At 69.7% G+C, this 13,016-nt stretch carries 9 protein-coding genes and 2 pseudogenes; 2 read left to right on the top strand and 9 right to left on the bottom strand.

Translation table 11 applies throughout. From position 1 onward, the window contains the following. Positions 1 to 69 precede the first annotated feature (69 nt). On the bottom strand, positions 70 to 1,659 hold the full coding sequence (locus BJF83_RS28760; RefSeq protein WP_262391413.1) for a DnaB-like helicase C-terminal domain-containing protein: 1,590 nt from the start codon (positions 1,657 to 1,659) through the stop codon (positions 70 to 72). Between the two features lie 92 nt (positions 1,660 to 1,751). Then, positions 1,752 to 2,609 (bottom strand): annotated as a pseudogene (locus BJF83_RS28755) (replicative DNA helicase); the annotation flags it as partial. Between the two features lie 439 nt (positions 2,610 to 3,048). Here BJF83_RS28755 and BJF83_RS08770 point away from each other — a divergent pair. Further along, positions 3,049 to 4,398, top strand: a complete 1,350-nt coding sequence (locus BJF83_RS08770) for an MATE family efflux transporter (protein ID WP_075925902.1) — start codon at positions 3,049 to 3,051, stop codon at positions 4,396 to 4,398. A 281-nt stretch (positions 4,399 to 4,679) separates the two neighbouring features. Here BJF83_RS08770 and BJF83_RS08765 read toward each other — a convergent pair whose 3' ends face one another. The 7 genes and pseudogenes from BJF83_RS08765 to BJF83_RS08735 form a co-directional block, all read right to left on the bottom strand. Further along, positions 4,680 to 4,868, bottom strand: coding sequence for a hypothetical protein (locus BJF83_RS08765; RefSeq protein ID WP_075925901.1), 189 nt, complete (start codon positions 4,866 to 4,868; stop codon positions 4,680 to 4,682). A gap of 63 nt (positions 4,869 to 4,931) precedes the next feature. Further along, the gene (locus tag BJF83_RS08760; RefSeq protein ID WP_075925900.1) at positions 4,932 to 5,759 is read right to left on the bottom strand and encodes a peptidoglycan recognition family protein; all 828 of its coding nucleotides are present in this window, start codon (positions 5,757 to 5,759) and stop codon (positions 4,932 to 4,934) included. A gap of 199 nt (positions 5,760 to 5,958) precedes the next feature. Beyond that, on the bottom strand, positions 5,959 to 6,405 hold the full coding sequence (gene rplI / locus BJF83_RS08755) for a 50S ribosomal protein L9 (RefSeq protein ID WP_075925899.1): 447 nt from the start codon (positions 6,403 to 6,405) through the stop codon (positions 5,959 to 5,961). A gap of 28 nt (positions 6,406 to 6,433) precedes the next feature. Next, positions 6,434 to 6,670, bottom strand: a complete 237-nt coding sequence (rpsR, locus tag BJF83_RS08750) for a 30S ribosomal protein S18 (protein ID WP_075925898.1) — start codon at positions 6,668 to 6,670, stop codon at positions 6,434 to 6,436. Positions 6,671 to 6,781: 111 nt separating this feature from the next. Next, a pseudogene (locus BJF83_RS08745) lies at positions 6,782 to 7,347 on the bottom strand (single-stranded DNA-binding protein). Positions 7,348 to 7,466: 119 nt separating this feature from the next. Beyond that, positions 7,467 to 7,757: a 30S ribosomal protein S6 gene (gene rpsF, locus BJF83_RS08740; RefSeq protein ID WP_075925897.1), complete on the bottom strand. Its 291-nt coding sequence runs from the start codon at positions 7,755 to 7,757 to the stop codon at positions 7,467 to 7,469. Between the two features lie 269 nt (positions 7,758 to 8,026). Next, entirely contained in the window at positions 8,027 to 10,171 is a 2,145-nt protein-coding gene (locus BJF83_RS08735) for a transglycosylase domain-containing protein (RefSeq protein WP_262391412.1), read from the bottom strand. A 1,545-nt stretch (positions 10,172 to 11,716) separates the two neighbouring features. Between BJF83_RS08735 and BJF83_RS08725 the strand changes: the two genes are divergently transcribed. Then, positions 11,717 to 12,796, top strand: coding sequence for an inositol-3-phosphate synthase (locus tag BJF83_RS08725; protein WP_075925895.1), 1,080 nt, complete (start codon positions 11,717 to 11,719; stop codon positions 12,794 to 12,796). Positions 12,797 to 13,016: the final 220 nt, after the last annotated feature.

The raw sequence follows: 13,016 nt of genomic DNA, 5'->3' as shown, positions 1-13,016 counted from the left end.
CAAACCGAGATAAGTATGAACCGATACCTCGGGGGCGTGGCGCCCGTCGTCACGTCCCGGGGCGGACCGCTAACCGGGCGCCATGTCGACGAACCGGCTGTAGTGGCCCTGGAAAGCGACGGTCACGTCGGCGGTGGGACCGTTGCGGTGCTTGGCCACGATGATGTCCGCCTCGCCCGCCCGCGGGGACTCCTGGTCGTAGGCGTCCTCGCGGTACAGCAGGATCACCATGTCCGCGTCCTGCTCGATCGAGTTGTGGACGTTGACGCCGTCCGCGACGAAGTTGTGCGTGCCCGGGACCGTGGCGTCGAAGACCTCCTGCCGCCCCAGGGACTCGATCGCCACGACCTCGTCCCAGAAGACGTCGTTCGTGCAGAGCAGTTCGAGGTCAGCATCGTCGAGCACCTCGGCCACCCGCGCGAGTCGAGCCCGGCCGGGCGCTGTCCTGCACTGGGCGCCACCGCGGAACCCGGTCCCCGACGCAGAGGCGAACTCCCTGTACGTCGTCTCCTCCTCCCGAAGCGTCGTGCGCACCCGGTCCCAGATCTGCGGAGGGATCGTGTCAAGGTGGGTGTCGGCCTTCCTGGAGGTCAGTTCGGACGCACATGCCGTGAGACTCTCGCCGCGGGCCCCGTGGCAGCCGACGCGCTCCGCGAACCGCGCCTGGTCATCGAGTCCGGTCACATGCAGCTGGTAGCCGACCCCGTGTGCACCCTGACGAGTCACCTTGATCCGGCTCATGATGCCGACGCGGCCAAGCAGTCGCGTCACGCCGTCGACCAACCGCCGACTCGTCGAGGCGTAGTAGAGGCGGGCTCGGCCGTTCTCCTCATCCCAGGACACGCAGCCGTCCGTCGCCCACAGATGACGGAGGAACAGGACGACCTGATCGTCAGTGAGGCCGAAGACCTCGTCGGGCACGAACTTCTCGTGGCTGCGCAGGCCGAGGAGACCCAACCCGTCCAACCACGCGGCGATGGGGTTGCGCTTCCCGTGTGTCAGGCGCGGGGGCGCTGGCAGCCGCAGAGTGGCGACGCGCGCGGCCGTGTGCTCCTCGCGTATCGCCGTGACGCCGAAGTGCTTCGCCGCCTGGGTCACCGCCGCCAGATTCGCCTCGTCGTCGCTCGTGAAACGGATCGGCCGGCGTCGCACTGAGGATCCGCCCCCGATCATGTGCGCGAGCATGACGACCTCGGCCTCGGGCCACACCCTCGTCTCGATCGGCGCTGGAAGGCGTCGGGGCACCGAGAGCCGGGTTCCGACGGCGAGCTCCGCCAGCGGCTGCCATCCGTCCAGCGTGAGGAACGGGTGGTTGGCCGAGGCGGTGACCTCCCGGCCAGAGGCCAACCTCAGCCTGAAGACCTCCTTCACACCGCTGGAGAAGACGTGGGTCATCGTCATGGGAACGAGCCGCAGACGCTCGTCGAGTGACCAGACCCGGATGTCCCGCTCTCCAGAGTGGTAGAGCTCTCCCATGGTCGACTCGGTCCCGGTGTCAGCCCGCAACACCCGGGTGCCGGCGACAAGACAACCCGACTCACGCAGGTCGGACACCTGTGGGCGTTTGTCCGTTCTCTGTTCGGGACCGCGGTTGAGCTGGGAGAGCGCGATGACCGGCACCTCCAGCTCCTTGGCCAGGAGCTTGAGGGACCGGGACATCTCGGAGACCTCCTGCTGGCGGCTCTCCACCGGCCGGGTGAGGACATCAGCTGGAGGTAGTCGACCACGACCATTTTGAGGTCGTGCTGCTGCTTGAGCCGTCGGCACTTGGCACGGATCTCCATCATCGACAGGTTCGGGGAGTCGTCGATGAACAGCGGGGCGCTGGCCACCTCGCCCATGCGCCGCGCCAGACGGGCCCAGTCCTCGTCGGTCATCTGCCCCGAGCGCATGGTGTGCAGGGCCACGCGCGCCTCGGCCGAGAGCAGGCGCATGACGATCTCGTTGCGCCCCATCTCCAGGCTGAAGAAGACCGAGGTCATCTCGTGCTTGATCGACGCCGCCCGGGCGAAATCCAAGGCCAGGGTGCTTTTTCCCATGGCCGGGCGGGCGGCGATGATGACCAACTGGCCGGGGTGGAGGCCGTTGGTCAGGGCGTCGAAGTCGGCGAAACCGGTGGGCACGCCGGTGAGGGTGCCGTCCTGGGCGCCGATCGCCTCGATCTCGTCCAGCGCGCCCGGCATCACGTCGCCGAGGATGACGTAGTCCTCGCCGGTGCGCTTCTCGGCCACCTTGTAGACCTCGGCCTGCGCGTGGTCGACGAGGTCGTCCACCTCGCCGTCCCCGGCGTAGCCGATCTGGGCGATGCGCGTGCCGACCTCGACCAGCCGGCGCAGGACCGCTCGGTCGGACACGATCTTGGCGTAGTAGCCGGCGTTCGCCGCGGTCGGGATGGCCTCGGTCAGCGTGTGCAGGTAGGTGGCGCCGCCGACGCGCGTGGCCTCGCCGCGCTTGGTCAGCTCGGCGTTGACGGAGATGGCGTCGACCGGCTCGCCCCGGGAGAAGAGGTCGACGACGCACTCGTAGATGATCTGGTGCGCCGGGCGGTAGAAGTCCGCGGACCGGATGATCTCGACGACCTGCGTGATCGCGTCCTTGGAGAGCAGCATGCCGCCGAGGACGCTCTGTTCCGCCTGGATGTCGTGCGGGGGTGTTCGCTCGTACCCGCCTTCGTCGGGCGGCGGCTCGGCAACACTCACGAACTCTCTCCCAGGGGCAGTGCTTCGTGTCGGGTCCGGACGCGGACCGACCCTTCCAGCATGCCGCATGCCCGGGAGCGGGGACGCCGCGGATCGGGTTGTGGACCCGTCCTTTACCACCGTCTCCCGGTCTCTGCGGGGCATCCGGGACAAGGGTTGTGCACATCACCTGTGGATAACTTTGGCACCATCGACACATATCGGCCTCCACCTGCAAAAACACAGCGTCGCCTGACACGTGAAAGATGTCTCACGAACCCCCTTTCCACAAGTTATCCACAGGCCCGGGAGGGGCTGTGGACAACGCCCCAGCGCCCGTCGAACGCCTGTCCGGTACTGTGACGAAGTCATGCCGAAACTCCTCTCGGCGGCCCCGTTCCGCCACCGCCACGACCGCGAGATCCTCGCCCTGGCGGTCCCCTCCCTCTTCGCCCTCGTCGCCGAACCGCTGTTCCTGCTGACCGACACGGCGATCGTCGGCACCCTCGGCACGCAGTCCCTGGGCGCGCTGGGCGTGGCGGGTCAGGTCCTGCTGACGCTGGCGTCGGTGTGCGTCTTCCTCGCCTACGGGACCACGGCGGCGGTCGCGCGCAGGTTCGGCGCCGGGGACGTGCGCGGCGGCATCCGCGACGGGGTCGACGGACTGTGGCTCGCCGTCCTGCTGGGTGCGGCGGCCATCGCCGTCGGCTGGCCGTTGGGACCCGCGCTCGTCGACCTGCTCGGAGCCTCGGCGGACGTGCGCCCCCACGCGCTCACCTACCTGCGGATCAGCCTGCTGAGCACGCCGTTCCTGCTCATCGTCATGGCCGGGACGGGGGTGCTGCGCGGCCTCCAGGACGCACGGACCCCGCTGCTGGTCGCCGTCGCCTCGTATGTGGGCAACGCGGCGCTGTGCGCGGTGTTCGTGCTGGTGCTGGACTGGGGGATCGCTGGTTCGGCCTGGTCGACGGTGATCGCCCAGGGCGCGGGGGCGTTCTGGTACGTCGCGATGGTCGCCCGTGCCGCGCGCCGCGAACGGGTGTCCCTCGCGCCCAGCCTGGGCGGGCTGCGTTCCTCGGCCTCGGCCGGGTTCGCCCTGTTCCTGCGCAGTGTGTCGATGCGTGTGGTGCTCCTGGTGACGACGGCCGTCGCCGCGCGGCTGGGAGACGAGTCGATCGCCGCCCACCAGGTGAGCTACAACATCTGGGCGCTGCTGGTGTTCGCGATGGACGCGATCGCCATCGCCGGGCAGTCGATCGTGGGCCGGTATCTGGGCGCGGGAGACGTTCCCGGAACACGGAACGCCACCCGTCGCATGGTCGAGTGGGGTGTCCTGCTCGGTCTGGTGTTCATGGTGCTGCTGCTGGCCGTGCTGCCCTGGGCGCCCGTCCCGTTCACCGACGACCCCCGGGTGCGCGCGCTCATCGTCGCCACGCTGGTCGTCGCCGCCCTGCTGCAGCCGCTGAGCGGGGTGACCATGGTCCTGGACGGCGTGCTCATGGGCGCTGGCGACCAGCGCTACCTCGCCTGGGCGTCGCTGTGGACCATGCTCGTCTTCCTCCCGTTCGCCCTGGTCCTGCCCCGGTTGGCGGGCAGCGAGCCATGGGCGCTGGTCGGCCTGTGGGCGGCGTTCTCCATATGGATCCTCGCACGGGCGGTCACGCTCGGGGCGCGTGCGCGCGGCGCCGCGTGGTTGGTGACCGGAGCCCGCCGCCCCTGAACCCCGCCCCGGGCTCCGGCCCGGGGAGGATCGGGCCCCGCGCGCTGTGCAAGGGGTCGATGGGCGCGCGGGGTCCACCCCCCATTGTGCTCAGCCCTCCGACAGGACGTGGTCGAACCGGCGAGGAACCCGCTCGCCGTGGCTCGAATGTCGACACACCGACACGTCCACGTCAGGACATGTCAACGGCGACCCCTCACTCCTTCGAGGCGCCGGGCTGGAACCGGTGGGAGGCGCAGTGATGACACGTGGCGCACTCCCCCGGGTCTACCCGGGTGCGGCTACGGAAGTCGGTGTGCTCCGCCGTGGACCAGCGCGGCAGTGAGGGGGAGGCCGTACGCGTCCGGGTGGCCGAGGAGCTTCCTGACGTGGCGGCGGCCCCGGGTCATCTCGACCGCGTCCTGGCCGACGCGGTCGACGCCGCGCACCGCCCGGGAGACGGAGGAGGGCGTGCCTCCGTCCCAGGGCACCGTGTGCGGCGCGGCTCCGCGCCCCTCTCCCCGGCATCACCCGGTACGCGGTCCGGTGGGGTGTCACGCGACCACGTCGAACTCCCCCACGGCCGGGCCGTGGTAGAAGGGCATGGTCCGCTCTCCGTGCGGGGTGGGCGGGTAGGTGGGCAGCTGCTCCAGGGTCAGCTGGGTCCCGGCGACCCGGCTCAGGTGCCGCAGCTTCTCCCGCAGGCTGGACTCCACGTTCCCGCGCAGCTTGGGCAGCAACGCGTACAGCCGGTCACCGGGGCACGCGGTGGCGTTGTAGTCGCGGTGGCCGACGATCGCCTCGGACGGGTTGAGCCGGTAGACGAGGCAGAGCCAGGTGCACGTCTCCACCAGCGCCTCCATCAGCTCGTCCGGCGGCGTGACGGAGGAGTACAGACCCTCGTTCTCGATCCCGATCGTGTGCGAGTTGTGGTTGGCGGTGTGCGCGCCGACCACGTGCCTGCCGTCCCAGATCGCGGGCAGCGACTTGTCCCGGCCCTCCATGATGTGGCCGCCGCGGCTGATCGTCAGCTGCTGGCCGGTGTCGTTCCAGCCGTTGGTGTCCATGTGGTGCCGCTGAATCGCGCGGGACAGCGCGGCGGCGTGCGACGTGGAGATGTCGGACGTGTTGGCCGTGGCCGTGTGGTGCACGACGATGTGGGTCGGCGGCTTGGGCAGGACGTCGACCAACGTCCTCGGCCGACGGGCGCCCCAGTCGGACCGCTCGTAGATCTTGGGCTTCACCGCCGCGAGCGCCGTGTCCACGACGGACACTCCCGCCGTTCCACCGAGCAGCGCTCCTCCCGCCACCAGGGCGGACCCCCGGAGCACGGTGCGGCGGTCCACGAGTCGCGGCCGACCGGGGTTGGGTCTAACGAACATGTTCGTCGTCCTCTCCGTGCGGGGTATCACTACGCGCGATACCGACACAGAGAACACGATAAGTTACAATGCGTAGCTAAAGAGTGCGTTCCGGTTCCTTGGCGTGTCCCCCCGCCTCCCTCGCCACACACCCCCCAACACGCGGATACCCCGCCTCTCCCATGGAGAAGCGGGGCACCGACGCGTGGAACGGTTCGGCTCAGGCGCCGACGACGTCCAGCTTGATCTGCGCGGAGACCTCAGGGTGCAGGCGGACCTGGACCTGGTGCGAACCAGCGGACTTGATCGGCGTCCTGATCTCGATCCGGCGCTTGTCCAGCACGGGACCGCCGGAGGCCTTGACCGCCTCGACGATGTCCGCGGGCTTGACGGCGCCGAACAGACGACCGCCCTCGCCGGCGCGCTGCTTGAGCCGCACGGTGAGCGCGCTGACCTGGCCGGCGACCTGCTTGGCCTCGTCCAGGGTGCGGATGTCGCGCGCGGCGCGCGCACGCTGGATCAGGTCGATCTGCTTCTGACCGCCGCGCGTCCACCGGATGGCGAACCCGCGGGGCAGCAGGTAGTTGCGACCGTAGCCGTTCTTCACCTCGACGACGTCGCCGGGGGCTCCGAGACCGTTGACCTCGTGGGTCAGGATCAGCTTCACGACAAAAACCTCCCTCGGAAAATCCCGGCTAGCGCGCGGTGCTGGTGTAGGGCAGCAGGGCCACCTCGCGCGCGTTCTTGATCGCGGTCGCGACGTCGCGCTGGTGCTGGGTGCAGTTGCCCGTGACGCGGCGGGCGCGGATCTTGCCGCGCTCGGAGATGAACTTACGGAGAAGCGTGGTGTCCTTGTAGTCGATGTAGGACTGCTTCTCCTGGCAGAAGAGGCAAACCTTCTTCTTGGGCTTGCGAGCTGCCGCCTTGGCCATCGTGGTGCTCCTTCGCAAGAGCCCCGGGGTCCTCCCGGGGATGGTCTGTGGACATGTGGATGGTGACTCGGCGCCCAGGGGCGGGCACCGGGTCGGATACGGGCGGGGCGACTAGAACGGCGGCTCGTCGGAGAAGCCTCCGCCGCCGCCACCGCCGAAACCGCCGCCGCCGTTGGTCGCCCACGGGTCGTCGGCCGGAGGGCCGCTACGGCCGCCCTGGCCGCCTGCGGGCCACCGAAACCGCCGCCCTGGTTCCCGTAGCCGCCGCCCTGGGGCTGGCCGCCACCGAAACCGCCGCCTCCGCCGCCCTGGCGCTGCGTCTTGGTCACCTTGGCGGTGGCGCTGCGCAGAGCCGGACCGACCTCGTCGACGTCGATCTCGAAGACGGTCCGCTTCTCACCCTCGCGGGTCTCGTACGAGCGCTGCTTCAGCCTGCCCTGCACGATGACGCGCATGCCACGCTGGAGGCTCTCGGCCACGTTCTCCGCGTAGGCCCGCCAGACGGTGCAGGTGAGGAACATGGACTCGCCGTCCTTCCACTCACCCGACTGGCGGTCGAAGGTGCGCGGCGTGGACGCCACACGGAAGTTGGCGACCGCGGCTCCGCTGGGCGTGAAGCGCAGTTCAGGGTCGTCGACGAGGTTGCCGACGAGCGTGATCTGGGTTTCGCCTGCCATGAATCGGCTCCGGTTCGAGATAGTCGGATCAGGCGGGGTCGCCTGCTCCCCCGATCATCCGTGCCGGTACCGACATACTCGGACGACGGGGGGCGGGGGGTGCGGGCGTGAACGCCCTCTTAGCGGACCTCGGGCCGGATGACCTTGGTGCGCAGTACGGACTCGTTGATCCCGAGCTGGCGGTCCAGCTCCTTGACCGTGGCCGGCTCGGCGGTGAGGTCGATGACGGCGTAGATGCCCTCGGCGTTCTTGTCGATGTCGTAGGCGAGCCGGCGCTTGCCCCAGATGTCGACCTTCTCGACCTTCCCGCCGTCGTTGCGGACGACGGCGAGGAAGTTCTCCAGTGACGGGGCGACGGTGCGCTCGTCGAGGCCGGGTTCGAGGATGATCATGATTTCGTAACGACGCATAGGCGTGCGTTCCTCCTCTGGACTGTCGCGGCCATGGAATCTCCATGGCAGGAGGGCAGGAGCCCGAGGCGTGCTCCGCTCCGCGTGAGCGGGACGCCGGGTGGGCTCTGAGCCATACGAAATGCAAGATTACCAGCGACACGCACCGCGTCGGTTGACGTGTGCGGATCTGTGGACAGGTCAACGAAGCGTCCGGGGGCGTGGACACGCGAAGGGCCGGTGCGCGGGATGGTCGCGCACCGGCCCCCGATCTTGGCCGTGTGGCCGGGTCAGTCCTCCCGTGAGGGGCGGACCAGCGCGTTGCCGACCCCCTGCCTGTTGCGCTCGTTGCCGGTCCCGGTGTCATCGTCCGTGGGGTCCGTGGTGGGTTCGGGCTCCTGGCAGTCCAAGTCGAAGCGCCCGCACTCATCCGACGGGCCGGGCGGACCCGACGGGATCTCACAGTTGAGATCGAAGCGGGGATCGCATTCGCCGTCGTCGTCACAGCCCGGAAGGCCGTTGCCGTTGCCGTTGCCCTGGTTGTTCGGGTCGCACAGGTCGTCGTCGCTCGGCGACTCGGACGGATCCTCGCTCGGCGACTCGGACGGATCCTCCGAGGGCTCCTCGCTCGCGGTCGGCGTCGGCGCGAAGTTCATCTCCTCACCGACGTACTGCGGCGGCGGGAAGTCGTCCGGCGGCAGCTCCAGGATCCCGACGGCCTCCTCCATGAACGCCTTCCACACCAGCGCGGAGGTGCTGCCACCGAACACCGCGCTGTTGCCCACGCTCTCGAACGCCAACGGCTCCGCGGTGCTTCGGCTCAGCCCGACCGCGGCGGTCAGGTTCGGCGTGTACCCGACGAACCAGGCCGAGACCGCGCTGGAGGACGTACCGGTCTTGCCCGCCACCGGTCGGCCGTCGGAGAGGCGGGCGGCGTCGCCACCGCCGGCCTCGACCACCTGGCGCATGGCGTAGGTGGCGTCGGCGGCCACTCCGTCGCTGATCACCGGATCGCCGCTCTCGATCTCGTCGAGGTCGTTCGGTTCGAGCAGGTTTCCTTCCCCGTCGTACACCGCGGTCACCATGTGCGCGGGGAAGTGGTCGCCCCCGTTGGCGAAGGTGGCGTACGCGCTCGCCTGGTCCAGCGCACTGACCGCGTGGGTGCCCAGCGCGATGAGCGGACCGCGCGCCGAGGACGTCACCTGCTCCTCGCCCACGCCCAGGTTGACGGCCATCTCGTCGATGGAGTCCAAACTGTCGACACGGGTGGCCAGGTCCACGTAGCTCGTGTTGATCGAGTTGGCCGTGGAGTCGATGAGGTCGGTCGGGTTGTGGTCGGCGTTGTCGGAGTTGGAGACCGGGCTGACCAGGCCCGGGAACTCCCGTGCGTTGCTGCCGTCGAGCTGGGTGCGCAGGCCGATGTTCTGCGAGAGGGCGGTCGCCAGCACGTAGGGCTTGTAGGAGGATCCCGCCTGGGTCCGGTGGATCAGCGAGTTGTCGGTGTCGGTCACCACGTCGTCCCCGCCGTGGAAGGCGACGATCTGACCGGTGGCGGGGTCGATCGCGGTGAGGCCCTCCATGAGTTCTTCCTGCTCGAAACCGGACACCGGCGGAAGCTCCTCGAAGGCCCTGGACGCCGCGTCCATCAGCTGGGAGTTGAGGGAGGTCTCCACCCGGTAGCCGCCGATGGCGAGCACCTGTTCGTCGACGTTCTCGTAGCGGCGCAGGACCTCGCTGGTCACCGCCTGCCGGACGTATCCGTACTTCGCGGTGTCCTCCGAGTCCTCGCCCTCCTCCTGCGCGATCTCACCCTCGGGGTTGTACTCGACCCGCGTGGGGATCTCCAGGGCCATGGCCTGGTCCTCGCTCAGGCCCCTCTCGCCACCCGAATCCTCGTGCATGCGCGCCAGCTGCCTCTGCATGTAGGGCCAGCGCTCCTCGGTGAGGTACGTGTACCAGAAGTCGTCGCCCTCCTGCACGTTCTCGAACTTGCTGGGCTGTTGGATGATCAGGCCCAGGAACGCGCCCTCGGCGTCGTCCAGCTCGTCGAGTTCCTTGTCGAAGTAGCGTTCGGCGGCCATCTCGATGCCCGAGGCGCCGCGCCCGAAGTAGATCGTGTTCAGGTACATCGTGAGGATCTCGTCCTTGTCGAGATCCTGGTCCAGTTTGATCGCGATGAAGATCTCACGGATCTTGCGGGAGTACGTCTGCTCCGAGCTGAGTTCGTTGGTGTAGTAGTTGCGGGCCATCTGCTGGGTGATGGTGGAGCCGCCACCCGCGGAACCGCCGAACGCGATCGCGCGCCCGATCCCCATGATGTCGATGCCGGGGTCGTCGTAGAAGCCGTCCTGCTCGGCGGCGAGCACACCGTTGACGACCGTCTGGGGGATCTCGTCGGTCTCCACGCTGACCCGCTGGACCTCACCGGTGGTCACCGCCACCTCGGGGTCAGCACCCTCCTCCGCGGGCGCCCAGAAGATCTGGGTGGCGAGGGGGGTTCCTGCGCCGCTGCGTTCAGTTCCACATAGCCGGGAGTCATCGAGTACAGGATCGCGAAGGCGGCCACGCCCCCGATGACCATGAGCCCGCACAGGGCCAGCAGCGGCTTCCAGCTCTTGGACCAGGCCCGCTTGATCCACGGGCGGTCGTCCGGCTCCTCCTGCGCCCGCGCCGACGGCCGCCACCGCCGCCGCGTCCACCGCCGCCGCGTCCCGGTCCGCGACCGCCGCCCTCGGAACGCGCGCCGTGCTCGCGTGGGTCACGCGGCCCGTCCGCGCGCCGGCGACCACCGGCCGCCGCGCCCTCCGGACGTCGCCGGGGCCGGTCGCCCTCGGGACGTCGGCGCGGCCGGTCCCCGTCCTCGGGGGGCCGCGCCGGGGCCGCTCCCCGGCGCCCTCCGGGGAGCGGCGCCGCTGGGCGTCGGGATGCCTGCGGGGGCCGCCCTCGGCGCGCGCCTGGTCGGACTGGGGGCGGGGACGCCGGGGGCGCTCGGCGGGTCCGTCGGCCCAGAAGCCGCCCTCGTCGTCGGGGCGTCGGCGTCCTCCGGCACGGCCCTCCGGCGGGGGCCCGTCCGCCCTACGTCGTCCGCCGCCCCGTGGACCGTCGCCCGGGCCCTGGGCCCTGCGACGGCCGCCGTCGGCATTCCGTCGTCGTTCGGTACTCACGTGGTCCTCGATTGCCTCTCACGGCCGGTCGGCCTGACGATTCCTGGGTGGAACGGGGGGTGGTCCCCCTGGGGGATCAGTGATCCGCGACCTGTCCGCGGTCGACCGGCGTGGGACGACTCGTTCGTCCGACTCCGCCGATACGCCTGTCGTCGAAGGCTCACTAGGGGGACGCTCAGCCCCTCCGGTGGGTTTTCAACGGGTCGCGAAGACGTTGGCCGCGCTGCTTCCTCCTGGTCGTTGACCTGCTGGGGCACCGCCCCGTGCCGGCGCCCTACTCCGGCGGGGCCACCGCCGCGGCGAAGGCGGCGCCCGGGGTGCCACTGGCCGCGCACGCAAATCACAGGCCACGTTAGAGCGATGGAACCGTATAGCACAACCCACGCGCGAGGGTAACGCGTCCGGCAGGGCACACCGGCGGGCGAGGGGGTGGGAACCGATGAAAGCGCAGGTCCCAGGCGTTTTCTGACCGGTTCCGAGCCCAAGGGCGCCCGTGTGACATTCGCCGCGAACCGGGCGCTGGGGAGCCCGGCACGCCCCGTCCCGCCGCGATCCCGGGCCCCGCCCCGCACCCGCGTGTCACCCCTCTGACATGCGGCTCCTCAGGGGCGCGAGGATAGAGTCAATGCTTACAAACCAGCCAGACATGCATGTTCTCCCCGCGCCCGCGTGCCGTGCACGGGAACAGAACCGCCGTGTGCGCTGCTGACCACAAACGGATACGGACGCGGGGCGACGGTTCCGGCCACGGCCGGGGCGGTTCCGCCGTCGTGCGCTGTGGAATCCATGTTCGCGGAGAAGAAGGAGCAAGGACCTATGGGTTCGGTACGTGTAGCCGTCGTGGGCGTCGGCAACTGTGCGGCGTCACTCGTGCAGGGCGTGCAGTACTACAAGGACGCCGCCCCGGAGTCCCGGGTTCCCGGCCTGATGCACGTCCGGTTCGGCCCGTACCACGTGCGCGACATCGAGTTCGTCGCGGCCTTCGACGTGGACGCGAAGAAGGTCGGTCACGATCTGGCCGACGCCATCGTGGCCAGCGAGAACAACACGGTCAAGATCTGCGACGTCCCGCCGGTCGGCGTGACCGTCATGCGCGGCCCGACCTACGACGGGCTCGGCAAGTACTACCGCGAGATGATCCAGGAGTCCCCCGAGGACGCGGTCGACGTCGTCGCGGCGCTCAAGGCCAGCCAGGCCGACGTGCTGGTGTCCTACCTGCCGGTGGGCTCGGAGGAGGCCGACAAGTTCTACGCCCAGTGCGCCATCGACGCGGGCGTGGCCTTCGTCAACGCCCTGCCCGTGTTCATCGCCTCCGACCCCGAGTGGGCCGCGAAGTTCACCGAGGCGGGCGTGCCGATCATCGGCGACGACATCAAGTCGCAGATCGGGGCCACCATCACCCACCGGGTGCTGTCCAAGCTGTTCGAGGACCGCGGCGTCGTCGTCGACCGTACCTACCAGCTGAACTTCGGCGGCAACATGGACTTCAAGAACATGTTGGAGCGCGACCGCCTGGAGTCCAAGAAGATCTCCAAGACCCAGTCCGTCACCTCGCAGATCCCCCACGAACTCAACGCCGGGTCCGTGCACATCGGCCCGTCGGACCACGTGCCGTGGCTGGACGACCGCAAGTGGGCCTACATCCGCCTGGAGGGCCGGGCGTTCGGTGACGTGCCGCTGAACCTGGAGTACAAGCTGGAGGTCTGGGACTCCCCCAACTCCGCGGGCATCATCATCGACGCGGTGCGCGCCGCGAAGATCGCCAAGGACCGCGGGATCGGCGGCCCGATCCTGGAGCCGTCCTCCTACTTCATGAAGTCCCCGCCCGTGCAGTACAGCGACGGCGAGGCGCACGACGCGGTCGAGCGGTTCATCGCGGGCGACGCCGCCAGTTGACCCCACCCGGGGGCGCGGTGGGCCCCCGGGTTCCACCGCGCCCCCGCGGGCCTCCGGCAGCCGGACGCCGGACGCCCGCGACGCGGCACGCCCGCCGTGGTGACGGCTTCTACGGCCAGACCCTAGATGAGTGATTCCGATGTTGTCAGTGGTCGTAGGCGATCAGGGACCGTTTGACCGGGGCCCCGGTCTCCCAGTTGTGCCAGATCGCCGCCGCCAG

It is taken from the genome of Nocardiopsis sp. CNR-923 (assembly GCF_001942255.1).
In the GTDB taxonomy this organism is placed as follows: Bacteria; Actinomycetota; Actinomycetes; order Streptosporangiales; family Streptosporangiaceae; genus Nocardiopsis.
This window is presented reverse-complemented; position numbering and strand designations above follow the sequence as displayed.

Bases quoted from the DNA above. Each gene is read 5' to 3' on its own strand.
- BJF83_RS28760 (WP_262391413.1), bottom strand. From the start codon at position 1,659: ATGTCCCGGTCCCTCAAGCTCCTGGCCAAGGAGCTGGAGGTGCCGGTC.
- BJF83_RS08770 (WP_075925902.1), top strand. From the start codon at position 3,049: ATGCCGAAACTCCTCTCGGCGGCCCCGTTCCGCCACCGCCACGACCGC.
- BJF83_RS08760 (WP_075925900.1), bottom strand. From the start codon at position 5,759: ATGTTCGTTAGACCCAACCCCGGTCGGCCGCGACTCGTGGACCGCCGC.
- rpsR (WP_075925898.1), bottom strand. From the start codon at position 6,670: ATGGCCAAGGCGGCAGCTCGCAAGCCCAAGAAGAAGGTTTGCCTCTTC.
- rpsF (WP_075925897.1), bottom strand. From the start codon at position 7,757: ATGCGTCGTTACGAAATCATGATCATCCTCGAACCCGGCCTCGACGAG.
- BJF83_RS08725 (WP_075925895.1), top strand. From the start codon at position 11,717: ATGGGTTCGGTACGTGTAGCCGTCGTGGGCGTCGGCAACTGTGCGGCG.